The 25,047-nt window shown below is 47.5% G+C and carries 24 protein-coding genes, 1 other RNA gene and 1 other annotated feature (1 of these 26 only partly in view); of the genes, 23 read left to right on the forward strand and 2 right to left on the reverse strand.

Translation table 11 applies throughout. The annotated features are described in order from the left end of the window. Positions 1-218 (forward strand) — a binding site (T-box leader) (it extends 5 nt beyond the left edge of the window). Positions 219-261: 43 nt separating this feature from the next. From hisS to KNP94_RS09855, 6 genes are all read left to right on the forward strand, one after another. Next, positions 262-1,542: a histidine--tRNA ligase gene (hisS, locus tag KNP94_RS09830; protein WP_251132001.1), complete on the forward strand. Its 1,281-nt coding sequence runs from the start codon at positions 262-264 to the stop codon at positions 1,540-1,542. Further along, on the forward strand, positions 1,539-3,302 hold the full coding sequence (gene aspS / locus KNP94_RS09835; RefSeq protein ID WP_214802169.1) for an aspartate--tRNA ligase: 1,764 nt from the start codon (positions 1,539-1,541) through the stop codon (positions 3,300-3,302). The genes hisS and aspS overlap by 4 nt, the downstream gene beginning before the upstream one ends. A 122-nt stretch (positions 3,303-3,424) precedes the next feature. Then, the gene (locus KNP94_RS09840; protein WP_215115616.1) at positions 3,425-4,009 is read left to right on the forward strand and encodes a DNA-3-methyladenine glycosylase; all 585 of its coding nucleotides are present in this window, start codon (positions 3,425-3,427) and stop codon (positions 4,007-4,009) included. Between the two features lie 309 nt (positions 4,010-4,318). Then, positions 4,319-5,506, forward strand: coding sequence for a DASH family cryptochrome (locus KNP94_RS09845; RefSeq protein WP_214766472.1), 1,188 nt, complete (start codon positions 4,319-4,321; stop codon positions 5,504-5,506). 82 nt (positions 5,507-5,588) lie between these two features. Then, positions 5,589-5,778: non-coding RNA, 6S RNA (gene ssrS / locus KNP94_RS09850), on the forward strand. Between the two features lie 109 nt (positions 5,779-5,887). Next, complete coding sequence (locus KNP94_RS09855) at positions 5,888-6,652, forward strand: tRNA threonylcarbamoyladenosine dehydratase (RefSeq protein ID WP_088837514.1); 765 nt, start codon at positions 5,888-5,890, stop codon at positions 6,650-6,652. A gap of 41 nt (positions 6,653-6,693) precedes the next feature. Here KNP94_RS09855 and KNP94_RS09860 read toward each other — a convergent pair whose 3' ends face one another. Beyond that, positions 6,694-8,007, reverse strand: a complete 1,314-nt coding sequence (locus tag KNP94_RS09860; protein ID WP_214766470.1) for a replication-associated recombination protein A — start codon at positions 8,005-8,007, stop codon at positions 6,694-6,696. Positions 8,008-8,074: 67 nt separating this feature from the next. Here KNP94_RS09860 and cymR point away from each other — a divergent pair, with 67 nt between their 5' ends. From cymR to KNP94_RS09880, 4 genes are read left to right on the forward strand one after another with little or no spacing between them, the layout of a single operon-like run. Next, on the forward strand, positions 8,075-8,482 hold the full coding sequence (gene cymR / locus KNP94_RS09865; protein WP_088838504.1) for a cysteine metabolism transcriptional regulator CymR: 408 nt from the start codon (positions 8,075-8,077) through the stop codon (positions 8,480-8,482). A gap of 13 nt (positions 8,483-8,495) precedes the next feature. Further along, on the forward strand, positions 8,496-9,626 hold the full coding sequence (locus tag KNP94_RS09870; protein ID WP_214802172.1) for a cysteine desulfurase family protein: 1,131 nt from the start codon (positions 8,496-8,498) through the stop codon (positions 9,624-9,626). 12 nt (positions 9,627-9,638) lie between these two features. Beyond that, positions 9,639-10,763: a tRNA 2-thiouridine(34) synthase MnmA gene (mnmA, locus tag KNP94_RS09875; protein WP_029331022.1), complete on the forward strand. Its 1,125-nt coding sequence runs from the start codon at positions 9,639-9,641 to the stop codon at positions 10,761-10,763. Then, a complete protein-coding gene (locus KNP94_RS09880; RefSeq protein WP_235195163.1) occupies positions 10,717-11,433 on the forward strand; it encodes a tetratricopeptide repeat protein in 717 nt (238 codons plus the stop codon). Before mnmA ends, KNP94_RS09880 begins: the two co-directional genes overlap by 47 nt. A 216-nt stretch (positions 11,434-11,649) precedes the next feature. On the opposite strand, the gene KNP94_RS09885 is transcribed toward KNP94_RS09880, so the two are convergent. Beyond that, entirely contained in the window at positions 11,650-12,198 is a 549-nt protein-coding gene (locus KNP94_RS09885) for a VOC family protein (protein ID WP_088837511.1), read from the reverse strand. Between the two features lie 122 nt (positions 12,199-12,320). Between KNP94_RS09885 and recD2 the strand changes: the two genes are divergently transcribed. The 13 genes from recD2 to fabF all read left to right on the forward strand — a co-directional run bounded on the left by recD2 (position 12,321) and on the right by fabF (position 25,015). Continuing rightward, a complete protein-coding gene (recD2, locus tag KNP94_RS09890) occupies positions 12,321-14,546 on the forward strand; it encodes an SF1B family DNA helicase RecD2 (RefSeq protein WP_088837510.1) in 2,226 nt (741 codons plus the stop codon). Positions 14,547-14,877: 331 nt separating this feature from the next. Beyond that, positions 14,878-17,520 carry an alanine--tRNA ligase gene (alaS, locus tag KNP94_RS09895; protein ID WP_214766464.1) on the forward strand — a complete coding sequence of 881 codons (2,643 nt, stop codon included), beginning with the start codon at positions 14,878-14,880 and terminating at the stop codon, positions 17,518-17,520. 34 nt (positions 17,521-17,554) lie between these two features. Continuing rightward, positions 17,555-17,824, forward strand: a complete 270-nt coding sequence (locus KNP94_RS09900) for an IreB family regulatory phosphoprotein (RefSeq protein ID WP_029331017.1) — start codon at positions 17,555-17,557, stop codon at positions 17,822-17,824. Next, on the forward strand, positions 17,821-18,243 hold the full coding sequence (ruvX, locus tag KNP94_RS09905; protein ID WP_029331016.1) for a Holliday junction resolvase RuvX: 423 nt from the start codon (positions 17,821-17,823) through the stop codon (positions 18,241-18,243). Before KNP94_RS09900 ends, ruvX begins: the two co-directional genes overlap by 4 nt. A gap of 13 nt (positions 18,244-18,256) precedes the next feature. Beyond that, entirely contained in the window at positions 18,257-18,544 is a 288-nt protein-coding gene (locus KNP94_RS09910; RefSeq protein ID WP_029331015.1) for a DUF1292 domain-containing protein, read from the forward strand. Further along, positions 18,531-18,824, forward strand: a complete 294-nt coding sequence (locus KNP94_RS09915; protein ID WP_029331014.1) for a DUF1292 domain-containing protein — start codon at positions 18,531-18,533, stop codon at positions 18,822-18,824. Before KNP94_RS09910 ends, KNP94_RS09915 begins: the two co-directional genes overlap by 14 nt. Before the next feature lie 79 nt (positions 18,825-18,903). Further along, positions 18,904-20,052 carry an endolytic transglycosylase MltG gene (gene mltG, locus KNP94_RS09920; RefSeq protein ID WP_088837508.1) on the forward strand — a complete coding sequence of 383 codons (1,149 nt, stop codon included), beginning with the start codon at positions 18,904-18,906 and terminating at the stop codon, positions 20,050-20,052. A 71-nt stretch (positions 20,053-20,123) separates the two neighbouring features. Then, on the forward strand, positions 20,124-20,765 hold the full coding sequence (locus tag KNP94_RS09925; protein ID WP_029331012.1) for an O-methyltransferase: 642 nt from the start codon (positions 20,124-20,126) through the stop codon (positions 20,763-20,765). A gap of 16 nt (positions 20,766-20,781) precedes the next feature. Further along, positions 20,782-21,429, forward strand: coding sequence for a uridine kinase (udk, locus tag KNP94_RS09930; protein WP_088837507.1), 648 nt, complete (start codon positions 20,782-20,784; stop codon positions 21,427-21,429). Between the two features lie 56 nt (positions 21,430-21,485). After that, complete coding sequence (greA, locus tag KNP94_RS09935; protein ID WP_088837506.1) at positions 21,486-21,959, forward strand: transcription elongation factor GreA; 474 nt, start codon at positions 21,486-21,488, stop codon at positions 21,957-21,959. Between the two features lie 53 nt (positions 21,960-22,012). Then, on the forward strand, positions 22,013-22,720 hold the full coding sequence (gene mtnN / locus KNP94_RS09940) for a 5'-methylthioadenosine/S-adenosylhomocysteine nucleosidase (protein ID WP_029331009.1): 708 nt from the start codon (positions 22,013-22,015) through the stop codon (positions 22,718-22,720). A gap of 107 nt (positions 22,721-22,827) precedes the next feature. Continuing rightward, entirely contained in the window at positions 22,828-23,772 is a 945-nt protein-coding gene (locus tag KNP94_RS09945) for a beta-ketoacyl-ACP synthase III (RefSeq protein WP_088837504.1), read from the forward strand. A gap of 1 nt (position 23,773) precedes the next feature. Then, positions 23,774-25,015: a beta-ketoacyl-ACP synthase II gene (fabF, locus tag KNP94_RS09950; RefSeq protein WP_088837503.1), complete on the forward strand. Its 1,242-nt coding sequence runs from the start codon at positions 23,774-23,776 to the stop codon at positions 25,013-25,015. The last annotated feature ends 32 nt before the right edge of the window (positions 25,016-25,047 follow it).

The following is a 25,047-nucleotide window of genomic DNA, read 5'->3' on the forward strand; positions in this document are numbered from 1 at the left end:
ACCGATGACGAAGAGGAGTAGTCCAAGACCTCGTCTGCTTAGAGAGTCGCCCCTTGGCTGAAAGGGTGATCAGATGAATTGGGTGAAAGACCCTTCCGAGGTATTTTCCTGAACACTGCAGTAGGGAAAATCGTAAGCAGGCGTTAACTGCACCGAGTGGCTGAATTTTTTCAGCAACCAGGGTGGTACCACGGGATCTTCAAGTTCTCGTCCCTTTGCGGACGAGGACTTTTTTGTATTCACTTATAAGGAGGAATTAAGATGAAATTACCACGCGGTACGTTCGATATCCTTCCAGGGACGGTTGAGCGCTGGCAGTATATCGAAAATCAATTACGTGAGATCAGTAAACGATACAACTATAAAGAAATTCGGACACCGATCTTTGAAGAAACAGAACTCTTCAAACGGGGTGTCGGAGAAACGACCGACATCGTTCAAAAAGAAATGTTCATGCTCGAAAAACGCGGAAAAGATCAATTTACGCTTCGTCCGGAAGGGACGGCAGCGGTCGTACGTTCATTCGTGACGAACAAACTGTACGGAGCACCGAACCAGCCGACGAAATTGTTCTACATCGGACCGATGTTCCGTTATGAACGTCCGCAAGCAGGACGTTTCCGTCAGCTCCACCAGTACGGCGTCGAAGCACTCGGCAGTGAAGAACCGGCAATCGATGCAGAAGTCATCAGTCTCGCAATGAGCATCTATCGGTCATTCGGTCTGAAACAATTAAAACTCGTCATCAACTCGCTTGGTGATAGCGAAAGTCGTGCCGCACACCGCGAAGCACTCGTCAATCACTTCAAGCCGGTCGCACACGAGCTGTGTCAAGATTGTCAAAACCGTTTAGAAGCGAACCCGTTGCGTGTCCTTGACTGTAAAGTCGACCGGAACCACCCGAGTATGGCGACGGCACCATCGATTCTCGATTTCTTGAACACGTCATCGAAAGATTACTTCGATCAAGTCTTGTCACACCTCGATGCGTTAGGGATTGAATATGTCATCGATCCAACACTCGTCCGTGGTCTTGACTATTACAATCACACGTCGTTTGAAATCATGTCCGAGGCAGAAGGTTTCGGTGCGATTACGACGCTTTGCGGCGGTGGACGGTATAACGGTCTCGTCGAACAAATCGGTGGACCTGCGACACCGGGGATTGGGTTCGGAATCGGAATCGAGCGTCTCTTGATGGCACTTGAGAATGAACAAGTCCTGCCGGAAATCGACGAGGCAATCGATGTCTTCATCGTCGCCCAAGGCAACGAAGAAGTCGAAAAAACGGCGACACGTCTTCTCCAATTGATGCGTCTCGAAGGACTCACGGCAGATCGTGATTATCTTGGTCGTAAATTTAAGGGGCAATTCAAGGCAGCAGACCGGATGAAGGCGCGGTATACGGTCATCCTCGGTGATGAAGAAGTTGAACGTGGTGCCGCAGCGTTAAAAAACATGGAGACAGGCGAACAGACAGATGTTCCCTTGTCGGCGGTCGCAGATACGATCGTCGCAAAATTAAAGGAGGCAGCACAATGATCGGACGCACACATATGAATGGACACGTGACGGAAGATGTCATCGGACAATCCGTCCAGCTAAAAGGATGGGTTCAAAAACGACGTGACCTCGGGGGCTTGATTTTCCTCGATCTTCGCGACCGGACAGGAATCGTCCAAGTCGTCTTCCAACCGGAAAACGAACAGGCACACCGCTTAGCAGAATCGATTCGTTCCGAGTACGTGCTTGATATTAAAGGGAAAGTCGTCCAACGTGAAAATCCGAACCCGAACATGCCGACGGGGCTCGTTGAAGTCGTTGCGGACGAAGTCGTCATTTTGAACGCTTCAAAAATGACGCCATTTCCAATCAGTGAAGAAGCAGAGCAAACGTCAGAAGATCTTCGTTTGAAGTATCGCTACCTTGATTTACGTCGTCCGTCGCTCCAAGAGACATTCCGCCTCCGTTCGAAAGCGTCGAACATCATGCGGAACTTCCTCGACGAACAGGACTTCCTCGAAGTCGAAACACCGATTTTGACGAAGTCGACACCGGAAGGCGCGCGTGACTATCTCGTACCAAGCCGTGTCCACCCAGGTGAATTCTATGCTTTGCCACAATCACCACAGTTGTTTAAACAGTTACTGATGGTATCTGGTTTTGAACGCTACTTCCAAATCGCACGTTGTTTCCGTGACGAAGACTTACGGGCAGACCGTCAGCCGGAGTTCACGCAAGTCGATATCGAGACGAGCTTCATGGACGTGGAAGACTTGTATGCGATGATGGAGTCGATGATGACACGTGTCATGAAAGAGACACTCGGAAAAGACATCGTGACACCATTCCCACGGATGCCATACGCAGAAGCGATAAGCCGGTTCGGTTCGGACAAGCCGGATACACGCTTCGGTCTCGAACTGATCGATGTTGCGGAAGCCGTCAAAGGGGCGGGCTTTAAAGTCTTCGACATGGCACTTGAAGCCGGTGGCGAAGTCAAAGCATTGAACGTCAAAGGGGCTGCAGACAACTTCTCGCGGAAAGACATCGATAAATTACAAGAGTTCACGGCCATTTACGGCGCGAAAGGTCTCGCCTGGGTCAAAGTGACTCCGGACGGCTTAAACGGACCAATTGCCAAATTCTTTGATGAAGTAGCGGCTGCCCGTCTTATCGCTGCGACGGAAGCAGAAACAGGCGACTTACTCGTCTTCGTCGCAGCAAAAGCGTCAATCGTTGCCGACAGCCTCGGCGCACTGCGTCAAAAACTGGCGAAAGAACTTGGTTTGATTGACGAAACGGTCTTTAACTTCCTGTGGGTGACGGACTTCCCGCTCGTGACATTCGAAGAAGAAGACGGTCGTTTCTATGCGAACCACCATCCATTCACGATGCCACGCCGCGAAGATCTTGATAAACTCGAAACGGACCCGGGCAGCGTCCTTGCCGTCGCCTATGACCTTGTCTTGAACGGATATGAGTTAGGTGGCGGATCGCAACGGATTTATGAGCGCGATATCCAAGAGCGGATGTTCAAATTACTTGGTTTCACGGAAGAAGAGGCGAACGAACAGTTCGGTTTCTTGATGGAAGCATTTGAATACGGCACACCACCGCATGCTGGAATTGCACTCGGACTTGACCGCTTGATCATGTTACTCGCGGGACGGACAAACTTACGCGATACGATCGCTTTCCCGAAAACGGCGTCGGCGAGCGACTTATTGACTGCAGCACCGAGCCCGGTCTCGGACGCACAATTAAATGAGTTGTCAATCCGGACGGCTGTCAAACAATAATCATCACAACAGACTTTCTTCCTCTTTTGGAAGGGAGTCTGTTTCTTTTAGTTGAATTGGTTTTGACTAATTCAAGATTCTGATTTCCGTAAGAGTGATTGGAAGAATAGGAGGGGACAGCAATGGAACGGAGTTTTTTTGAACGATCGCCGCTTGAGGTCGGCAAAGACTTGATTGGAAGTGTGCTGACGGTTGATGACGTCACGATGCGAATCGTCGAGGTCGAAGCGTATCTCGGACCGTACGATCAAGCTGCACATTCTTACAGTGGCCGCCCGACGAAACGGACGGCACCGATGTTCGGTGAAGCGGGGCATCTCTATGTCTACTTCACCTATGGCATGCATCATTGCTTAAATTTCGTCTGTGGAGACGTCGGACAAGGGTATGCCGTTTTACTGCGTGGTGCGGAAATCATCTCAGGTCATGAGATCATCGCCTACCGTCGATTTAATAGATCGTATCACGAACTGACAAAAGCCCAACTCAAAAACTTAGTCAACGGACCGGCGAAGCTTTGTCAGGCCTTCGGGTTAACGACTGCTGAGTCGGGAGAAGATTTGTATCAAGAACGTTTCCGGCTCGTTGCGGGTCAAGCCGGAAAAATCATCGAGACGACACGAGTCGGGATTCCGAATGCCGGTGAAGCGACACACTATCCGTGGCGGTTTTATGAAGAGGGAAGTCTTGGTGTCAGTAAAAAATGACAACAAAAAAGACGCGAGGGACGATGAAGTCCGTCGCGTCTTGACGTTTTATTTAGGGGTATTCGTCGTTTTTTTAGATTGTTGTTGTTTATAAAACTTATAGACGATTGGTCCAACTGTCGTCGCGAGCGTGATTAACGTTCTTAATTTTCCTTTTTTAGCCATCTGCCTGTCACTCCTTACACCGTTTTGTATTAACTATATTCCACGAAAACAAAAAGCTGAAACCTTTTCGGCATATTGCAGAGTAGGCGAGTCACGAAATCCTTGAGATGATGAAACTAGACGAGTGTGAGAGGAGACGAGATGATGAGTGGAATCGTATGGTACCGTGCTGATTTACGTGTCGATGATCACGAAGCCTTAGCACAGGCACGGCAGGCACATTCAACGGTCAAAGCTGTCTTTGTTCAACAACCGTTAAATACGAGACGATTTGAACGGGGACATGCGCAACTGAAATTTGAGCGTGAAACATTACAGACGCTTCAGGAAGAGTTAGGACGACTCGGAATCGAGTTAACGATTTTAACCGGGGACGTCAGCGAACAGTTGGGACGGTTTATGAAGCCGGGAGACGTCGTTTATTTTCATCGAATGACAGGGTATTACGAGTTAATTGATGAGCAGGCAGTGCTTGCACAATTCACGGCACGCATCTATGAAACACAGACGTTGTACCGCCGTGAACAAATCGGTAGCGATAAATTGGCGCATGTCTTTTCGGCCTTTCGAAAGAAAGTCGAGCGGTCGGGTCATTTTGAACAACCAATCGCGCTTGAATACCCTACGGCTGCTATTACGTTACCCGCTTATGACTCAGATGCTGCGTTTCCCTTTGAAGGAGGCGAGATGACGGGGAAAGCAAGATTAAAAGCGTATTTGGAAGGACCCGTTTTTACGTATAAGGAAACACGGAATGGTTTCGGTCGGGATGATTCCTCCAAATTATCGGCCTGGTTAGCGAACGGTTCCTTATCCCCACGCCGGGTCATGGCAGAACTTCAAAACGCGGAAAGACGCCATGGTGCTAATGAATCGACATACTGGTTGTATTTCGAGTTACTTTGGCGCGACTTTTTTCATTTCACGATGCGTGAGACAAAGAACCGATTATTTCTTGCACACGGATTAGGAGAAGGGAGTAAAGTCTGGTCGACGGACGAGTCAATCATTTCGATGTGGATCGAAGGACGAACCGGGCAACCGTTCGTAGATGCCTTTATGCATGAATTTCGAGAAACAGGATGGATGTCGAATCGTGGGCGGCAAATTACTGCGAGTTATTTGATTCATGAGCTTGGGCAGGACTGGCGCGTCGGGGCGTCATACTTTGAAAGCCAACTGATCGATTATGACGTCGCTTCAAATTACGGTAACTGGGCTTATATCGCAGGTGTCGGAAACGCGACTCGAATTCCACGCTTCAATCCTACTTTTCAGCAGCAAATGTATGATCCGACAGGCGCCTTCACGAAGCGATGGACATCACGCTGAGCCGTTAAAAAAATATCATTTTTTTAGAAGCAGATTGAGTTGCAATTCGGTTAGGGGAATGCTATATTAAATGCAACAGATGGGGTTCCTGAGATGTACGAGAGCCGCCTTTTATCTTTGAGCCACTCTTTTTTGATAGGGAGTTTGACGTTCCAACTAGTAGTACATGCCTCGTAACACAGCAGGAGGACGTACGAATAGGAATCGGATAAGACACCCACCTGCACAGCAGGTTCAAAAATAAGGTATCGACACGGCACTTCGGGTCCCATCGTCTTTTTATTAAAATTAAAAAACGTTTTAAAAAAGACACGTCGCATGACGTTTTTTTTTATGATATAATTCCGAGTAAAACAGTATGAGAATTGTGAGGTTAGAGAAATGTTGCATCAATTTTCACGTAATGAATTAGCAATCGGTAAGACGGGACTTGAAGCATTGGCATCAAAGTCTGTCGCTATCTTAGGAATTGGCGGCGTCGGATCGTTTTCAGCAGAAGCACTGGCACGGAGTGGTGTCGGACGATTGATTCTCGTCGATAAAGATGACATCGATATCACGAACGTCAACCGGCAAATCCATGCCTTGCTCCCGACCGTCGGACAGCCGAAAGTCGATGCGATGGCAGATCGTTTGATGTTGATTAATCCCGACATTGAAATCGTCCGTCTGAAGATGTTTTACAATGAAGAAACGTACGAATCCTTTTTTGAACAACAACCGGACTATGTCATCGATGCATCAGATACTGTCTCGTTCAAGATTCATTTAATTAAAGAGTGTAAACGACGAAACATTCCAATCATCTCGAGTATGGGGATGGCAAATAAAATGGATCCGACACGGATTAAGATCGTTGACATCAAAGACACGACATATGATCCGTTAGCGAAAGTCATCCGGACACGTTTACGCAAGGAAGGGATCCATAAAGGGGTTCCTGTCGTCTTCTCGGATGAACCACCTGTCAAAATCATCGAAGAAGTGCGTCAAGTCGTCGGAAATGACGAAGCGGTTATTCGAAAAGCGAAGATGCCCCCAAGTTCGAACGCATTCGTTCCGTCAGTCGGTGGTTTGATTGCAGCAAGTCACGTCATCAATGAGATCGTTCGCGAAGCAGGCGTTACGATTGAACGCGTCCGTTAAAAAAAGCGACCACTTCGGTCGCTTTTTCGCATCTTGAATGGTTACGGCTGTTTTTTCCAAAACTCGAGTCGGGCTTGGAGTTGTTTCTCAAAACCGCGTGGACTCGGCTCGTAAAAGACCGGTTTTGTGCGCGCTAAGTTTTCCGGCCAATAGCTTTGTTTCACGTAAGCATGAGGAAACTGGTGCGGGTATTGATAAGCGACACCATTTCCGAGTGCTTCTGCACCGGGATGATGGGCGTCACGAAGATGCGGTGGGACCGGTCCACCGTCCGAACGTCGTACGAGAGCGAGCGCCTTGTCGATTGCTGTGATGACGGTATTTGATTTAGGTGCCGTCGCCAAATACAATACGGTTTCAGCGAGCGGAATCCGTGCTTCCGGAAAACCGACGTATTCACACGCGCGAGCACAAGCGTCGACAATCAACAGGGCTTGTGGATCCGATAGCCCGATGTCTTCTGCGGCATGGACGTACAATCGTCTGACGATGAAGCGAGGACTTTCGCCCGCTTCAATCATGACGGCGAGCCAATATAATGCTGCGTCCGGATCGGATCCACGGATTGATTTAATGAAAGCCGAGATGACATCATAATGGCGGTCGCCGTCTTTATCGTATTTCAATGCTTTTTGCTGAATCGATTCTTCCGCGACGGCGAGGTCAATCGTGATTTCACCGTCGACTTCCGGAGTCGTCAAGACGGCGAGCTCGAGTGCATTTAGCAAGGCGCGATAGTCGCCGTCGGATAGTTTAACGTAATGATCAATCGCTTCATCTGTAATCGAAATCGGATATTTTCCGAGACCGCGGTCTTTATCGGCTAACGTTCGGTTAAGCACGACACGTAAATCGTCTGCGGTCGGTGGTTCGAACCGAAAGACGGTCGCCCGAGAGAGTAAAGCGGCGTTGACTTCGAAGCTTGGATTTTCCGTCGTCGCCCCGATTAAAGTGATCGTACCTGCTTCAAGAGCGGGGAGCAACGCGTCTTGCTGCATTTTATTAAAACGATGGATTTCATCTAAAAAGAGAATTGTTTTTTGATCATCAAACTGTAAACGAGACTCCGCCGCCTTTAAGACGTCGCGTAATTGGTCAAGTTTTGCGGTGACGGCATTCAACTGTTCAAAAGCCGACTTCGTGTAACTCGAGATGACGCGTGCGAGTGTCGTTTTCCCTGTTCCCGGTGGACCATAAAAAATGACTGTCCCGAGCCGATCGGCAAGGATAGCGCGACGTAAGAGGGTCGTCTCTCCAATTAAATGCCGTTGGCCAACGATTTCGTCCAGTGACTGAGGACGCATCCGGTTGGCGAGCGGTCCAGCAGGATATTTTGATTCAAATAAATTAGCCATAGGTAGCGTTCCTTCTTTCCACGTGGATTCAGCTCCTACTATACTAGAAAGGATGTTATTTCGCATGATGAAAATCTCGACGAAAGGCCGGTATGGTCTGACAATCATGATCGCACTCGCTAAAGGAGGCGAACAAAAGCCGTTATCCTTAAAAAAAATTGCGCAAATGTATAATCTGTCGGAGCATTATTTGGAACAATTGATTGCCCCGCTCCGAAATGGTGGGCTGGTCAAAAGTGTCCGTGGCGCTTACGGCGGTTATAAGTTAGGGCGTAAAGCGGAAGAAATCACGGCCGGCGATATCATTCGTTTGCTTGAGGGACCACTCGTAGTTGTCGAAGGGGACAATTCTGATGAAGTGACGAAACGAAAATTATGGGATAAAATCCAAAGTGCAGTCGATCAAGTACTGGATTCGACGACATTAAAAGATTTAGCGGAAGACGATGATACTGGATATATGTTCTATATATGAAAGGTGAGACGAAATGATGTATTTTGATCATGCGGCGACAACGCCGATGCACCCTGATGTACTCCAAACAATGACTCCATATATGCTCGAGCAATTCGGGAATCCGTCGAGCGTCCACGCGTTCGGTCGTTCCGGCCGGGCGGCGATTGACGCGGCACGTCGGACAATCGCGAGTGAACTGAATGCCAAACCAAATGAAATCATCTTCACGGCGGGGGGAACGGAGTCGGATAACTATGCGATTTTGGGTGCCGCGATGAAACATCAAGACAAGGGACAGCATGTCATCACGACACGCTTCGAACACCATGCCGTCCTGCGTGCGTTCGAAGAACTCGAAAAACGTGGGTTTGACGTGACGTATTTAGAAGTGCCGGAGTCGGGCGTCGTCACGGTCGACGCACTCGCGGCAGCGCTTCGCCCGGATACGATTCTTGTTTCGGTCATGTTCGGAAACAATGAAGTCGGGACACTGCAACCAATCAAAGAAATGGGCCAGTTATTAAACAAACAAAACATTCTCTTTCATACGGATGCGGTCCAAGTCTTTGGCAAGCTGAGTCTCGACGTCGAAGCATGTCATATTGACCTATTATCGGCATCAGGTCATAAAATCAATGGACCAAAAGGTGTCGGGATGCTCTACGTCCGAACAGGCGTCCAGTTAGAAGTGCAGTCGTACGGTGGCGAACAAGAACGGAAGCGTCGCGCGGGAACAGAAAACGTCGCTGGAATCGTCGGTTTCGCAAAAGCCGTTCAATTGATCGTAGCAGAACGTGACATACTGAAAGCCCAGTCGGAAGACTTGCGTCGCCTGTTACTCAATCGTCTCGAGGCTAGTTCGATTTCCTATGAACAAAATGGGCATCCAGGACTGCCGCATATCGTCAATCTCTATTTCCCGCGTGTCGAGATTGAACCGTTTTTAATCATGCTCGATATGCGCGGAATTGCCGTCTCGAGCGGGAGTGCCTGTACGGCAGGTTCCATTGAACCATCTCACGTGTTGTCCGCGATGTACGGTGAAAATGACCGGACGCGGCAATCGGTCCGAATTAGTTTCGGCCGTGGAAATGATGCCGGGCAAGTCGAACTACTCGCACAAGGATTGATAGATGTCGTAAAATCGTTTCAGAACAAATAAGAGGTGAAAGCAATGAATACAAGAGCAAAAGCGCCAAGTGAGACGACAGTCGTCGTCGGAATGTCTGGCGGCGTCGACTCGTCCGTCACAGCACACTTGCTGAAAGAACAAGGGTACAACGTCATCGGAATCTTCATGAAAAACTGGGATGATACGGATGAAGACGGTTTTTGTACAGCGACGGAAGACTATGAAGATGTGATCGCGGTCGCCAATCAAATCGGCATTCCGTACTATGCAGTCAACTTCGAAAAAGAATACTGGGACAAAGTCTTCACGTATTTCTTGAATGAATATAAACTGGGTCGGACACCGAATCCGGATGTCATGTGTAACAAGGAAATCAAGTTCAAAGCGTTTCTTGATCACGCCATGCGTCTCGGGGCGGATTTTGTCGCGACAGGTCATTACGCGCGTGCGGTCTATGAAGACGGGGAACACAAGTTACTCCGTGGGGTCGATACGAATAAAGACCAAACGTACTTCTTGAACCAACTGTCACAAGACCAAATTGCGAAAGCGATGTTCCCGATCGGTCACATGGAAAAGTCAGAAGTCCGGAAAATCGCGGAAGAAGCGAACTTGGCGACGGCGAAGAAAAAAGATTCGACCGGTATCTGTTTTATCGGGGAACGGAACTTTAAACAATTCCTCAGCCAATATCTCCCGGCACAACCAGGCGAAATGCGGACACTCGACGGAAAAGTCATGGGACGTCACGATGGTTTGATGTATTACACGATGGGACAGCGTCATGGGTTAGGGATTGGCGGAGACGGAGAGCCTTGGTTCGTTGTTGGAAAAAATCTTGCGGATAACGTCTTGTTCGTTGATCAAGGCTTCCATAATGAACTGCTCTACTCGGAAGGATTATATGCGTCGGACATCAGCTGGACGGCACCACTTAAAGTCGGCGATACATTCCGGTGTACGGCGAAGTTCCGCTACCGTCAAGAAGACTCAGGCGTGACTGTCCGCTTGCTTGAAAATGGACGTCTTGATGTTGCCTTTGACGAACGCCAACGGGCAATTACACCAGGACAAGCCGTCGTATTTTATGATGGTGATGTCTGCTTAGGTGGCGCAACGATTGACGAAGCGTACAAAGCGGGCGAACGTCTTACGTATCTTGCATAAGGGAGAGAACACGATGAATTATAACGAAGTAGGATTCAGACATTTAGAAGCGGGAAATTACGAACTGGCTGCGCAAGCCTTCAACGATGCGATTGAAGAAAACCCGAATGATCCGACGGCATATGTCAACTTGGGAACGTTGCTTCAATCGATGGATGATGCAGACCGGGCATTACGCTTTTATGAAAAGGCGCTGACAATTGACCCGACGTTCGCCAGTGCCCACTATGCAAAAGGGGCATTGTTCTTTGCGGCAGAGCAACTGGTCGAGGCAGAAGATGCCTTGCGGCTCGCCTTACTCCATGGACTTGATGACGCCGATCTACACTTCATGCTTGGTCTGACGTATCAAAAGCTCGGCGATCCTGTCCGGGGAATTCCTCGCTTGAAACAAGCGACGGAATTGAACGGGGTGGACGTCGAAATTGCTTTCCAATACGGCCTTGCGCTCGCACAAAACGAACAGATCGAAGAAGCGGCAGAAATTTTCGAGCAAGTCCTGTTGTTAGAAGAAACGCACACGGACGCACGCTATAACTATGCGATTGCCCTTGCATTTCTTGGTCAGCAAGAAGCGTGTTATACGGAGCTCGAGACGGTTCTTGAATATCAACCGAATCATACGCTTGCGCAAGATGCGAAAGCGAAAATGGATTCTTTGTTGAAATAAGGTCAATGAATGGGTCTGACTCATAAGTCAGACCAGCATCAAGCCGTGTGACGGATGTTTCCGTCCTTCAACAATCAAATGGCCGATGATCCCACTTTTCAAGGGACCATCGGCCATTTTTGTGCAATTTCTTATCGTTCAAGAGGGTTTAATACTTGCCTGTGTCATGCGACCGCTTTAAAGCGCATTCCGTCTCTGATCGTTTTGAAGATTGCGTTAGTTTCCGACTTCACGTACGACGCGTTGCGGCGGACCAGAAAAGTCTTCGTACGCCTCGTCCATATTTTTTGTATAGAGCTCAATCACATTTTGTTCAGTATCTTTAAAATAAGCGGAGTATTCTTTATCATTCGAAGTTTCTTGTTCATCCCATTCTCGAATCTTAACGGCAATATCTGCTTCCCGTAAGACGTTCAGAGCGTCCTCGAATCGGTTTTTTTCAATGTAAAAGGCGCAGTGGACGTGAGTCCCTCCTTCATCATAAAGCGAATCCCACTTCGTGACCGGTAGATTTTTCACAGTTCGTTCCTCGAGTGTGAAATCTCGTTTGAGCCAGAGTCCAAGTCGCGTGTTTCCGCCAATATAGAGCCATGTCGCCCAAACGCCGTCTTGCGTCGCTTGTTCTTTACTTGGTTCCGCGTCATCTGGAGCCCATTGCTCGACAATCGGTATTCCGAGCGTCCCATGCCAAAAGTTGACAGCGCGTTCCATATCCTCTACTTCAAGTACTAATTCACATAAACCAGCAATTGGTAATCGTCCCACATGCTTCTCCTCCAATTCAATTTTTAGTTCAAGTTCACTTTCCCTGATTTTAAATCGATTAAACGAGTGCTATGATGATGAGAGCGTAGTAAATCGTAGTCTTTTAGAAAGTAGGTGGAGTGATGGAGCACCCTCATCAAGTCGTCGGTCGTGTTAAACGTGTGCTCTTCTCCTCCGAAGAAGAAGCGCATTCCATCGTATTGGTGGCTGTTAAGGAAAAAAACTTTGAATTGAAAGAAACTGAACTCGTCGTGACGGGAACGGGAGTCGGGATTGAACTTGGCGGTACGTATCAGGCGTTTGGCCGTTTAGTGGACCATCCACGGTTTGGTAAACAATTAAAGGCAGAATTAATTCGCCGTTCTGTCCCGATGACGAAGCATGCCGCTGTCCGCTTTTTGACGAATGGATCGTTTACCGGCATTGGTCCGAAAACAGCGAAAAATATCGTCGAGGCACTTGGCGAGGATGCGATTGATGTCATCTTAAAAGATAGCCGTGCCCTCGATCGTGTGCCTGGACTTAAACAAAAACAAGCTGACGTCATCTTCAGTCGACTGGCAACGCTCTATGGCGTTGATCAATTGATGTTGTTTTTGGCACCGTTCGACGTCACGCCGAAACTTGCAGCTAAAATTTATGCGGCGTACGAAGGGGATGCGATGGCGCGGATTCGTGAAAACCCGTATTCCTTGATGTACGAAGTGAGCGGGATCGGTTTTAAGACGGCCGATCAAATTGCCTCCCATCTCGGCTTGATTGGTCTTCACCCGGAACGCGTTGCAGCGTCCGTCATGCACATACTTGAGCAAGAGGCAGGGGAAGGACATGCTTTTGCGACAATTGATTCATTGTTGCAGCGGGCACCCCGCCTGCTAGGCGAAGACCCAGGAGAACGACTCGAACAGGCAATCGAGTTGTTATTGACAGAAGATAAAGTAAAACTCGAAGAAGGCTGTCTGTATCTGCCGACGATTTATTATGCGGAAGTCAGGGCGGCAAAAGAGCTGGCACGCGTCATGGCGAATGGAGCAGAGCAAGAAGTCGATGTCGCGACGATCTTAACGGCAATCGGTCAGCTCGAAGAACGTTTCGGAATGGAATATGCGACGCAACAACGAGAAGCGATTGAACTGGCCGTCAAAGCACCATTGATGGTCTTGACCGGTGGACCGGGAACCGGTAAAACGACGGTCATCAAAGGAATCTTACATGCCTTACAAGAAATCCATGATTGGCCGCTCGAAAAAAGTCAAGTCAAATCAGGTGATGTGTATCCGTACGTTCTCGTCGCACCGACCGGGCGTGCTGCAAAACGATTGTCGGAAGCGACCGATGTTCCGGCGATGACAATTCATCGGCTGTTGAAATACGACGGCTCAAATTTTCAATTGAATGAAGATCAACCAATCACCGGAAAAGTGTTGATCATCGATGAATCATCGATGATTGATATCTACCTCTTGTCGAGTCTCCTTCGCGCCGTGCCGAACGGGATGAAAATCTTGTTCGTTGGTGACCGGGATCAACTGCCGTCGGTCGGTCCGGGACAAGTTTTGGCTGATTTAATGGATACGGACGGGATTCCGGTCGTACGACTCAATGTCGTACACCGTCAAGCGGAGGATTCGTCGATTTTACGATTGGCTCATGATTTGAAAAATCGGGTCACATCAGCTGATTTATTGGCACCGTTATCGGACCGCCGTTTTTATTCACTTGCTCCGCAGGAATCATTACGCGGGATTGCCGCCTTCGCTGAAAAAGCGTTAGCAAAAGGCTACTCGAAGTTCGACGTCCAAGTCCTCGCCCCGACATATCGCGGACAAGTCGGGATTGATGAACTCAATCTCGCGCTGCAAAATGTCTACAATCCGGAAGCACCGAAAAAACGGGAAGTGAAGCAAGGGAATCGGCTGTACCGGAGTGGAGATAAGATTCTTCAGCTCGTCAACAATGCGGAAGAAAATGTCTACAATGGTGATATCGGCGAAATCGTCAACATCTTTTTTGCGAAAGAAAACGTCGATAAAGTCGATAAAATTATCGCGCGGTTCGACCAGACGGAAGTCGAATACAATCGCAGTGACTGGGACCAATTCACACATGCCTATGCGATCACGATCCATAAAGCCCAAGGGTCGGAGTTTCCGATCGTTCTGATGCCGGTCTTCTTTACGGGCGCCTTTAAGCATTCGAGAAACTTAATTTATACGGCCGTGACCCGTGCGAAAACAAGTTTGTTGTTGTTCGGAGATCCACGCGCCTTTCACAAGGCATCACAAGAAGAAGAACCTCGTCGACGGACGCGGTTGATTGAACGTCTGGGTGGTGCGACAAAGACTTGACGGAATACGTTGGATAGGTAATAATCACGTTAGATGAATGGACGCAAAACGTTGATAGAAGATAAGTAGAGTGATGCAATCATGACGAAGAGAGAGATGGATTTGCTGCAACCATCTCCATGATGAATCATTTGAAGCTCCTTCTTGAGTCGAGTGAAAACACTTGCGGTTAATCCCCGTTATTGGATTTTTCGAGGTAACATCCGTAACAGAGGATGTTGCGAACGAGGGTGGTACCACGAGAGCGATGCTTTCGTCCCTTTCCTAGGGGATGATGCATCGTTTTTTTTGCGTTCAGGATGAACTTATTAATTAATTGGGGGTATTTTCGATGAAACCATTAAAACCGTTGACTGGCGCACAAATCCGTCAGATGTATCTCGACTTTTTCCAATCGAAAGGTCACGCTGTGGAACCGAGTGCTTCTCTCGTACCAGTGGAAGATCCAACATTGCTTTGGATTAACTCAGGTGTCGCGACATTAAAAAAATATTTTGATGGACGTGTCATCCCAGACAATCCACGAATCGTCAATGCACAAAAATCGATCCGGACGAACGATATCGAAAACGTCGGTAAAACGGCACGTCACCATACGTTTTTTGAAATGCTCGGTAACTTTTCAGTCGGTGATTACTTCCGTGAAGATGCGATCAAATGGGGCTGGGAACTCTTAACGAGTGACGAGTGGTACGGTCTAGATCCAGAGTACTTGTCTGTTACGATCCATCCGGAAGACGATGCGGCACGCCAAATCTGGCTTGAGCTCGGTGTTCCGGCTGAACGGATCATTCCGCTCGAAGATAACTTCTGGGAAATCGGTGAAGGTCCATCTGGTCCGAACACGGAAATTTTCTTTGATCGTGGTCCAGACTTCGGTGACGACCCGAACGATTCAGAACTCTACCCGGGTGGCGAAAATGAACGTTATCTTGAAATCTGGAACATCGTTTTCAGTCAGTATAACCATGATGGAAACGGGAACTACACAGAACTTCCACGCAAAAACATTGATACAGGAATGGGTCTCGAACGGATGGCTAGTGTCTTACAAAACGTGCCGACGAACTTCGATACGGACTTGTTCATGCCGATCATCCATAAGACGGAAGAAATGAGTGGTAAAAAATACCGTGATGACGCGAAGCTGGATGTAGCATTCAAAGTCATCGCTGATCATATCCGAACAGTTTCGTTTGCGATTGGCGACGGCGCATTGCCATCGAACGAAGGACGCGGGTATGTCCTCCGTCGTTTACTTCGCCGGGCAGTCCGCTATGCGAAGATGCTTGGAATCGAACGTCCGTTCATGTACGAGCTCGTGGATACGGTCGGTGGCGTCATGGTTGACTTTTACCCACAAGTTCCAGAGAAGGCGGACTTCATCAAACGTGTCATCAAGAATGAAGAAGAACGTTTCCATGAAACATTACAAGATGGTCTCGCGATTTTAAATACGGTCGCTCAGACGGCTAAAAACAATGGAGAGCATACGATTAGTGGGGAAGATGCATTCCGTCTTTACGACACGTACGGTTTCCCCCTCGAATTGACAGTCGAATATGCAGAAGATCATCAAATGGCAGTTGACGAAGAAGGCTTTAAACGGGCGATGGATGAGCAACGTAAGCGGGCCCGTGCGGCACGTGAAGATGGCGGATCGATGCAACAGCAATCTGAAGTTCTTGCGACATTGACGGTACCAAGCCGGTTCGTCGGTTATACGGATGTGAAGACGGATGCAACGATCGTCGCATTGCTTCATGATGGAGAACATGTCACGGAAGTCGCAGCAGGCGAACAGGCACAAGTCATTTTAGACATCACGCCGTTTTATGCTGAGAGCGGTGGTGAAGTCGCGGATACAGGAACGATTGAAGGAAAAGATTTCGTCTTAGACGTCAAAGACGTACAAAAAGCACCGAACGGTCAAAACTTGCATACGGTCATCGTTCGGACGGGGATTGCACTCGCGGACGCTTCAGTCATCGCAGAAGTCGAAGGCGCAGCACGTAAAGCCATTACGAAAAACCATACAGCAACACACTTGTTGCATAAAGCACTAAAAGATACACTCGGCACGCACGTCAATCAAGCAGGATCACTCGTGTCAGCAGATCGTCTCCGCTTTGACTTCTCTCACTTTGGTGCAGTCACGGCAGATGAACTGAAAACGATTGAACAGGATGTCAATCAGGCAATCTGGGCATCGCTGGCTGTCGATATCGAAGAAATGAACATCGCCGATGCAAAAGCAAAAGGGGCAATGGCACTGTTCGGTGAAAAATATGGTGAAACGGTCCGCGTCGTATCGGCAGGAACGTATTCAATCGAATTATGTGGCGGGATCCACGTCAAGAACACGGCGGAAATCGGTCTTTTCAAAATTGTTTCTGAATCAGGTATCGGTGCTGGTACACGTCGGATTGAAGCGGTCACAGGAGCTGGTGCATATCGTGTCATGAATGCGCATCTTGAGACGCTCGAACAAGCAGCACGTGTCCTGAAGACGAAAACGACGGAAGTTCCGAGTCGAATTGAAGCGTTACAAGTTCAATTACGTGAGACAGAACGCGCAAACGAATCACTCCAAGCAAAACTTTCGAATATCGAAGCAGCATCACTTAAAGATGACGTTGAACTGATCAATGGTGTCCAAGTCCTTTCGAAACGTGTCGATGTGTCTGATATGGATGCATTACGTGGGATGATGGATGAATTGAAAGGTTCACTCGAGTCAGCAATCATCGTCCTCGGCAGTGCGCAAGGCGACAAAGTGAACCTCGTCGCAAGCGTCTCGAAAGACTTAATCGACCAAGGTTATCATGCTGGGAAATTGATTAAAGAAGTTGCGACACGTTGTGGCGGCGGTGGCGGTGGTCGCCCCGATATGGCCCAAGCAGGCGGGAAAGATGCTTCGAAATTAAATGAAGCGTTGGCGTATGCTTCACATTATGCGCAATCACTGGCATAATAGAAAAGTAGTGTAAATGAAAGAGGTGATTAACGTGAGTCAGATGGATCAAACGATGAAATTTAATTTTCCGGAAGACGATAGTAAAGCAGCGACACGGGAAGTGTTGTTGACGGTCTATCACGCTTTGGAAGAGAAAGGATATCATCCAATTAATCAGATCGTCGGATACCTTCTATCTGGGGATCCTGCTTACATTCCTCGTCATAATGATGCACGTAATCTAATCCGTAAGATTGAACGAGATGAATTGCTTGAAGAACTCGTCAAATCCTATCTGTCGGAGAGTGGAGACAAAAAATGAAGCGTGCGATCGGACTCGATGTCGGTTCGAAGACGATTGGAGTCGCGGTGAGTGATTTGATGGGCTGGACGGCGCAAGGCGTCGAGACCGTCAAATGGACAGAACCCGATTATCCTGTCGCCTTCAAGCGACTAGAGGCAATCATTAAAGAGTACGGTGTCGAAATCATCGTCATCGGACATCCGAAAAACATGAACGGTTCGATTGGTCCGCGAGCAGAAGCAAGTGAAGCGTTCGCGCGTGAAATCGAATCAGCGACAGGACTTTCAACAGTTCTCGTCGATGAGCGTCTCACGACGATGCAGGCAGAGCGTATGTTGATCGACGCAGATGTCAGTCGAAAAAAACGAAAACAAGTCATCGATAAGATGGCGGCAGTCATGATCCTACAATCGTATTTGGATCGGGCGAACCGGTAAAGGAGGAAATGAGATGTCTGAAGAAAAGCGCCAGTATCTCTTTCCGGATGAAGACGGTGGCGAACATCTTTTCGAAGAATGGTACCGTTATGTCAGCGAGCGAACAGGGAAAACGTATCTGTTCCTCGAAATGATAGGGAATCCAGAAGATGGCGCAGATGATTTAATCATCTGTGAGATTGATGAGTATGGAGAAGGCGACGATGATTTTGAACTGAGCCTGATCGATGAAAATGATGAGCAGACTTGGGATGAACTCGAGACTGCATTAAAGGAGCGGATGAATGATGCAACAGAATGAACCAACACGTTACGTAATTCCAGATGGTGAAGGTAATGATTTCGAATTTATGGAGCGGTTACGTTATGAGAGCCCACGCTCAAACAAAACGTATATCTTCCTCGAGCCAGTCGGTGCTGACTACGACAACGCGGAAGAAGTCGACATCTTCGTTTACGAACTAGACGAGTATGGCGACGGAGACAATGACTTCAATCTTGTTCCGATCGAAGAAGATGACACGGAAACGTGGGATGAAATCGAAGAAGTCTTCAATACATTAGAAGACGAGCTTGAATAACCGACTCGTGTATAAGGTGATGTCGAAGGAGCAATGCTCTTTCGAGGTCACCTTGTTTTAAGAGAAAAAGGAGGAACCGATGGAGAACGAATGGAAGCACAATGCTGAAATCGAAAACAAGCGCCGCCGGACATCACGCCGGATTACGCTCATCATCCTTTCAGTGTTATTCACGATTTTCTTAGTAGCAGGTGCGGCAATCTATATCTTTTTAAAAAATTCACTCGAACCCGTCAACGCGGACGCAACAAAATCCGTGAAAGTCGAAATTCCGTTAGGTGCTGGAACAAGTACGATTTCAAATATCCTAAAGGACAAAGAATTGATTGCAAATGAAACGATTTTTCGCTATTACGTTCGCTATAAGAATGAATCGTCATTCCAAGCGGGAACGTACACGCTGACGCAAGCGATGACACCGGACGAAATCATCAATAAGTTGAAAACCGGTAAAGTCATGAAAGCAGCAGATGTCAAGATGACGATTCCTGAAGGGATTACGATGGATCGGCAAATCGCCGTGATTGCAAAAGCAACGGGCTTTAAGCAAGAGGCTGTTCGTAAAGCACTGACGGATCAAACGTACATCAACAGTTTGATTGAAAAGTATCCGATGTTAACGGATGAAGTGAAACAAAAAGGAGTACTCTACTCCCTTGAAGGTTACTTGTTCCCGGCGACGTATGAATTTGATAAAGGGAAAAACATCAATCAAATTGCTGAGACGATGCTTGACGAGATGGAAAAAATTTATGATGCAAATGCAGATGCGATTAAAGAATCAGGAATGACATTCCATGAAGTCCTCAGTCTTGGATCGATGGTTGAACGTGAAGCGGCAACAGCGAAAGACCGCCGTGAAATCGCTGGCGTTTTCAAAAATCGTCTTGATGATGGTATGAAACTTCAGTCGGATCCAACAGTCTGGTATGGTACGGGGGAAAACACGGCATTAACGACATTGAAAGATCTTGAGAATAACTCGAAATACAATACGTATAAATATGAGGGGATTCCAATCGGTCCGATTTCAACAGTCAGTAAAGATTCCGTACTCGCCGTACTCAATCCGAATAAAACAAAGTATGTTTATTTCTTTGCTCGGCCACCGAGTGAAAAAAATCCAAAAGGACAGATTCTTTACGAAGAGACGTATGAAGAACATCAACGTAATGTCGTAAAGTATAAACCGGAATGGGTTGAATACGAAGCAAGTAAAGAGCAATGAGCATCGGGTTGGTTTGGGACGAGTATTTTCGTTCTAGGTCAACCTGTTTATGCGGAGAAGGAGTAGTTCGAATGAATGAGTTTACAGCGTATGTTGAAGCAATGATTAAGCCACGTGATTCGCTACTCGAAGAGATGGAAGCATATGCTAAGGAACATCACATCCCAATCATTGAATTGACGGGGTCAGAAGTGTTATTATCCTTGCTGACGCTACAACAACCAAAGCGGATACTCGAACTCGGGACGGCAATTGGATATAGCGCGATTCGAATGGCACGTGCATTGCCGAACGCACGCATCACGACAGTCGAACGAAATGCAAAACGGTATGAAGAGGCAAAAGCATTCATCGCCCGGTCAGATGTCGCGGACCGAATTGACATCGTTTTTGCAGATGCAGTAGAATTAGCCGAAACCCTTGACCAAGAGTTCGATGCAATCTTCATCGATGCGGCGAAAGGGCAGTATAAAAAATTCTTCAACGGTTATGGGCGGCTTGTGCCAATAGGCGGGATTTTATACACGGATAATCTGTTTTTACATGGTGATGTTTTAGAAACAGATCCAAAAACGTTTGATCGAAGAAGACGACGACTCGTCCGTCTCGTCAAGGAATTCACAGTCTGGATGATGGAACAAGAACAATACGATACGACGATTTTTCCTCTCGGAGACGGTGTTTCCGTAAGTCGAAAAATCAAGTCGGAATGATGGAGGAACAAAATCAATGCAAAAACCGGTTGTAATTGGCGTTGCTGGAGGTACGGGATCAGGAAAGACGACAGTCGCACGCTCACTCGTCGCAGCTTTCCCGATCGAATCGATCGTCATGATCGAGCAAGATGCTTACTATAAAGATCAAAGTACACTCTCGATGGAAGAAAGATATCAAACAAATTATGACCATCCGTTTGCATTCGATAATGATTTGCTGATTAACCACATCAAATCGTTACGTGAAAACATTGCGGTCGAAAAACCTGTTTATGATTACGTTGCGCATACGCGAGCGGAGGAGACGATCAAACTCGATCCACGTGATGTTATCATCGTCGAAGGAATCTTAGCGCTTGAAGATGAGCGTTTACGGGAATTGATGGATATTAAAGTGTTTGTCGATACAGATGCGGACGTACGGATTTTACGACGGATGCAACGTGATATCAACGAACGTGGTCGATCAATCGACTCGGTCGTCGAGCAGTATACGAATGTCGTCCGTCCGATGCATCTTCAGTTTTGTGAGCCGACAAAACGCTATGCAGATATCATCGTTCCGGAAGGTGGAGAGAATCATGTCGCGATTGATCTCCTCGTAACGAAGATTCGTGCCATACTCGATTATCGAACAGCACTTGATGAAAGAGGATATTGATTCCAAAAAAGATGTGAATATACTATACTAGTGGAATAAAAAGGAGCGTGACAAAAATGGCAGAAAAACAGTATTATATGACGCTTGACGGTAAAGCGAAAATTGAGAACGAGTTAAACGAACTGAAGTCAGTCCGCCGTAAAGAAGTAGTTGAAAATATTAAGATTGCACGATCTTTCGGAGACTTGTCTGAGAACGCAGAATATGATTCAGCGAAAGAAGAACAAGCGATGGTCGAAGGACGAATTGCACAACTTGAGGAAATGCTACGTAACGTAGCAATTATTTCTGAAGAAGAAAAGGATATTTCGGTCGTTAGTATCGGAACGACGGTCACATTCTTGATTCTTGAAGATGATGAAGAAGAAACGTACACGATTGTCGGAAGTGCAGAAGCGGATCCGTTCACAGGTAAAATCTCGAACGAATCACCAATCGCTAAAAGCTTACTCGGACATAGTGTAGGTGAGAAAGTATCGGTACAGGCTCCAGGTGGAGATTTCGCTGTAAAAATTACATCGATTAAATAAATAAAACGATGAAGCCGGAGCAATCCGGCTTTCTGTATGATGGAGGAATGAGTATGCCAATCGCTATCATTGGAGCAATGGAAGAAGAGGTCAACTTACTTCGGAATGAACTTTCTGAACGAAAAGACACGATGATTGCTAACTATCATTTTTATGAAGGTTTGTTGAACAGTGTGCCAGTCGTCATCTTGAAATCAGGCATCGGGAAAGTGAATGCTGCGATTGGAACGACATTGTTACTGGATCATTTTAAACCCAGTGCCGTCATCAATACGGGTTCTGCTGGTGGATTTAAGGCAGGGCTGACTGTCGGTGACGTCGTCGTCTCGACAGAAGTCCGTCATCATGATGTCGACGTGACAGCATTCGGATATGAATATGGACAAGTACCGGGTATGCCAGCTGCTTACGTGGCAGACGAAAAACTTGTCGCGACAGCTGAAGCCGTCATCGAACGGATGGAGTCGATTAATGTCGTTCACGGTCTAATCGTGACAGGAGATTCCTTCATTCATGATACAGAGCGCTCGACACTTATTAAAAAGAACTTCCCGGACGTCGCAGCAGTTGAAATGGAAGCAGCACCGATCGCACAAGTCTGTCATCAATTCGATGTTCCTTTCGTCGTAACACGTTCGATCTCGGATAGTGCAGATGAGGAAGCTTCACTCTCATTTGATGAATTTTTAGAAATTGCGTCGATTAACTCTGCGAAGATGGTCATGGAAGTTGTACGAACGCTAGCAGATTCAGAAGCGTAAGGTGGACGGAGGAGGGCCTTGATTGAAGGGACCCTTCTTTTTTCTTTGACAAAAAAGGATTAACGCTTTATATTAGTACCAGATACTAATACTAAAGGAGCGACCACATGAATATCGGGATTGTAGGACTAGGGACGTCATTACCAGAACGTCGAATTACAAATGATGATTTAGCGAAAACGCTTGATACGAGCGATGAATGGATTCGGACACGAACGGGAATCGGTGCAAGACGGATTGCAACAGACGAAGTCGATGTAACGGATTTAGCGACAGAGGCCGCTAAACAAGCATTGATCGATGCGGACCTAACAGCAGACGATATCGGATTGATTGTCGTCGGAACAGCGACGGGACGTGCCTTTCCTTCAACAGCCTGTATCGTTCAGGAACGGTTAGGGGCGCTAGGCGCGACGGCATTTGATGTTAGTGCTGCCTGCAGCGGCTTCATTTTCGCTCTTCAAACAGCATCAAGTATGATGGAGACGACGAACTCTAAATATGCGCTTGTCATTGGGGCAGAAAAAATGTCGAGCATCGTCGACTGGTCAGACCGGTCGACAGCAATTTTATTTGGAGATGGTGCGGGTGCAGTCGTCCTCGGACCAACAGAACAGCAAGGGTTGAATGCGTTTGAACTCGGAACGGATGGGCGAGGAGCGCATCTGTTGTTTAAAGAGTTGGATGGGCCAATTGAAATGAACGGACGAGAAGTGTTTAAATTTGCCGTTCGAAAATTACCAGAGATTGTCGATAAAGTCATTCAAAAAGCGAACGGATCGTTGGAATCACTTGACTTATTGATTCCGCACCAAGCAAACTTACGGATTATCGACGCGGCACGCGAACGATTAGGCATCGATGAAAAGAAAGTCATCGTCACGATTGATGAACATGCAAATACATCAGCGGCTTCGATTCCGTTGGCTTTAGAAGAAGCGCGGCGTCAAGGGCGACTACAGCCGGGAACGACACTCGTTCTCGCAGGCTTTGGTGCCGGATTGACTTGGGGAGCTTCTTACATTACTTGGACTAAAGGGGAGAACATATAAGATGACGAGAAAACGAGTAGTAGTTACTGGTATGGGTGCACTAACACCGATTGGAAATGATGTGGATACATTTTGGAATGCATTAAAAGCAGGTGAAAACGGGATTCGTCCGATGGAGCGACTTGATATCGATGAGTATCCAACAAAAGTGACGGGTGAGTTACAAGGGTTTGATATTACAGAATTCATCGAAGCAAAAGAAGCACGCAAGATGGATCGATTTGTTCACTATTCACTGGTCGCAAGCATGGAAGCTGTCAAAGATGCAGGACTTGATGTCAAGTCGAATGCTGAACGTACAGGCGTATGGATTGGTTCAGGGATTGGTGGCGTGGAGACGATTGAAAAACAAGCGAAAATCTACTTTGAGCGCGGACATCGTCGTGTCAGCCCGTTCTTCATTCCAATGATGATTCCGAATATGGCTAGTGGTCAAGTTTCGATTTATACAGGAGCGAAAGGTCCAAATAACTGTTCTGTCACTGCCTGTGCTTCAGGTACGAATGCAATCGGTGAAGCGTTACGCGTAATCGAACGTGGTGATGCGGATGTCATGATTGCCGGTGGGGCGGAAGCACCAATCACGAACTTAGCGTTCGCCGGTTTTTGTGCGAACAAAGCGATGTCGACAAATCATGACCCGAATACAGCGAGCCGTCCATTCGATGAGGGACGCGATGGATTTGTCATGGGAGAAGGGGCAGGCATTCTCGTCCTTGAAGAATACGATCACGCGATTGCTCGTGGAGCAAAAATCTACGCAGAGGTCAGTGGATACGGTCTGACTGCAGATGCGTATCATATTACTGCTCCAGATCCGGATGGTGATGGAGGCGCACGTGCGATGGCGATGGCGATTCAAGATGCGAACATCGAGCCAACTGCTGTTCAATATATCAATGCGCATGGTACGAGTACGCCGATGAATGATGTTCTGGAAACGAAAGCCATTCATACGGTCTTCGGAGAACATGCAGCGAAACTCGCTGTGAACTCGACGAAATCAATGATCGGTCATTTACTCGGTGGTGCAGGTGGCGTCGAGGCGATTGCAACAATCAAGTCGTTGCAAGAACAAACGGTTCACCCGACGATTCATCTCGAACAACCAAGCGAAGGCTGTAATTTAGATTACGTTCGTGAAGGTAGCAGAGCATGGGACGTCGAGTATGCAGTAAGCAATTCGCTCGGTTTTGGTGGGCACAATGCATCACTCGTCTTTAAGCGGTACCAGCAAGCATAATTCTTGAAGGATTGCGCTCTAAACCGCCTGCA

Source organism: Exiguobacterium sp. s80, from assembly GCF_018618725.1.
GTDB classification, from domain to species: domain Bacteria; phylum Bacillota; class Bacilli; order Exiguobacteriales; family Exiguobacteriaceae; genus Exiguobacterium_A; species Exiguobacterium_A oxidotolerans.

Coding starts and splice junctions, on each gene's coding strand:
- hisS (WP_251132001.1), top strand. CDS start 262: ATGAAATTACCACGCGGTACGTTCGATATCCTTCCAGGGACGGTTGAG.
- aspS (WP_214802169.1), top strand. CDS start 1,539: ATGATCGGACGCACACATATGAATGGACACGTGACGGAAGATGTCATC.
- KNP94_RS09840 (WP_215115616.1), top strand. CDS start 3,425: ATGGAACGGAGTTTTTTTGAACGATCGCCGCTTGAGGTCGGCAAAGAC.
- KNP94_RS09845 (WP_214766472.1), top strand. CDS start 4,319: ATGAGTGGAATCGTATGGTACCGTGCTGATTTACGTGTCGATGATCAC.
- KNP94_RS09855 (WP_088837514.1), top strand. CDS start 5,888: ATGTTGCATCAATTTTCACGTAATGAATTAGCAATCGGTAAGACGGGA.
- KNP94_RS09860 (WP_214766470.1), bottom strand. CDS start 8,007: ATGGCTAATTTATTTGAATCAAAATATCCTGCTGGACCGCTCGCCAAC.
- cymR (WP_088838504.1), top strand. CDS start 8,075: ATGAAAATCTCGACGAAAGGCCGGTATGGTCTGACAATCATGATCGCA.
- KNP94_RS09870 (WP_214802172.1), top strand. CDS start 8,496: ATGATGTATTTTGATCATGCGGCGACAACGCCGATGCACCCTGATGTA.
- mnmA (WP_029331022.1), top strand. CDS start 9,639: ATGAATACAAGAGCAAAAGCGCCAAGTGAGACGACAGTCGTCGTCGGA.
- recD2 (WP_088837510.1), top strand. CDS start 12,321: ATGGAGCACCCTCATCAAGTCGTCGGTCGTGTTAAACGTGTGCTCTTC.
- alaS (WP_214766464.1), top strand. CDS start 14,878: ATGAAACCATTAAAACCGTTGACTGGCGCACAAATCCGTCAGATGTAT.
- ruvX (WP_029331016.1), top strand. CDS start 17,821: ATGAAGCGTGCGATCGGACTCGATGTCGGTTCGAAGACGATTGGAGTC.
- KNP94_RS09910 (WP_029331015.1), top strand. CDS start 18,257: ATGTCTGAAGAAAAGCGCCAGTATCTCTTTCCGGATGAAGACGGTGGC.
- KNP94_RS09915 (WP_029331014.1), top strand. CDS start 18,531: ATGCAACAGAATGAACCAACACGTTACGTAATTCCAGATGGTGAAGGT.
- mltG (WP_088837508.1), top strand. CDS start 18,904: ATGGAGAACGAATGGAAGCACAATGCTGAAATCGAAAACAAGCGCCGC.
- KNP94_RS09925 (WP_029331012.1), top strand. CDS start 20,124: ATGAATGAGTTTACAGCGTATGTTGAAGCAATGATTAAGCCACGTGAT.
- udk (WP_088837507.1), top strand. CDS start 20,782: ATGCAAAAACCGGTTGTAATTGGCGTTGCTGGAGGTACGGGATCAGGA.
- greA (WP_088837506.1), top strand. CDS start 21,486: ATGGCAGAAAAACAGTATTATATGACGCTTGACGGTAAAGCGAAAATT.
- mtnN (WP_029331009.1), top strand. CDS start 22,013: ATGCCAATCGCTATCATTGGAGCAATGGAAGAAGAGGTCAACTTACTT.
- KNP94_RS09945 (WP_088837504.1), top strand. CDS start 22,828: ATGAATATCGGGATTGTAGGACTAGGGACGTCATTACCAGAACGTCGA.
- fabF (WP_088837503.1), top strand. CDS start 23,774: ATGACGAGAAAACGAGTAGTAGTTACTGGTATGGGTGCACTAACACCG.